The sequence below is a fragment of the Paraburkholderia sp. SIMBA_053 genome (assembly GCF_046534895.1).
Classification (GTDB): Bacteria; Pseudomonadota; Gammaproteobacteria; order Burkholderiales; family Burkholderiaceae; genus Paraburkholderia; species Paraburkholderia caledonica.
The window spans coordinates 1-332 of sequence record NZ_JAWRXU010000303.1 but is presented as its reverse complement, the minus strand read 5'-3'; the positions used below and the strand labels follow the sequence as shown (position 1 = coordinate 332).

Below are 332 nucleotides of genomic sequence, written 5' to 3'. Positions count from 1 at the left end.
CGTCAATGGCATCGCCGAGCTGACGCTGCCCGATTCGACGCGTGATTTTCTTCGTGCCGACAATATAGATAGCGTGTTCTATCAGGTGCTCGGCACACGCGGCGAGCTGGTTGCAGGCGACCGCGACATGCCGCTGCCGCGCGAGGAAGACCGGCCGCAGCCGGGCATCGTCGAGTTTCGCGACGACATGGTGCGCGGCAACGACATCCGCGTCGCGTACACCACCGTCGAGTTTCCGCAGACGCCGGGCGCGCAGCCCGTGCTCGTGCAGGTGGCCGAAACGCTCGATAAACGCAGCGCGCTCGCCAACGACATCATCAAGGGCGTGATCC

The 332-nt window shown here is 64.8% G+C and carries 1 protein-coding gene; it reads left to right on the top strand.

Annotation, left to right across the window (positions count from 1 at the left end; all coding sequences use genetic code 11):
• Positions 1–332 (top strand): sensor histidine kinase N-terminal domain-containing protein (locus SB753_RS35735; protein WP_410804813.1); only part of this gene is annotated, 332 nt, incomplete at both ends.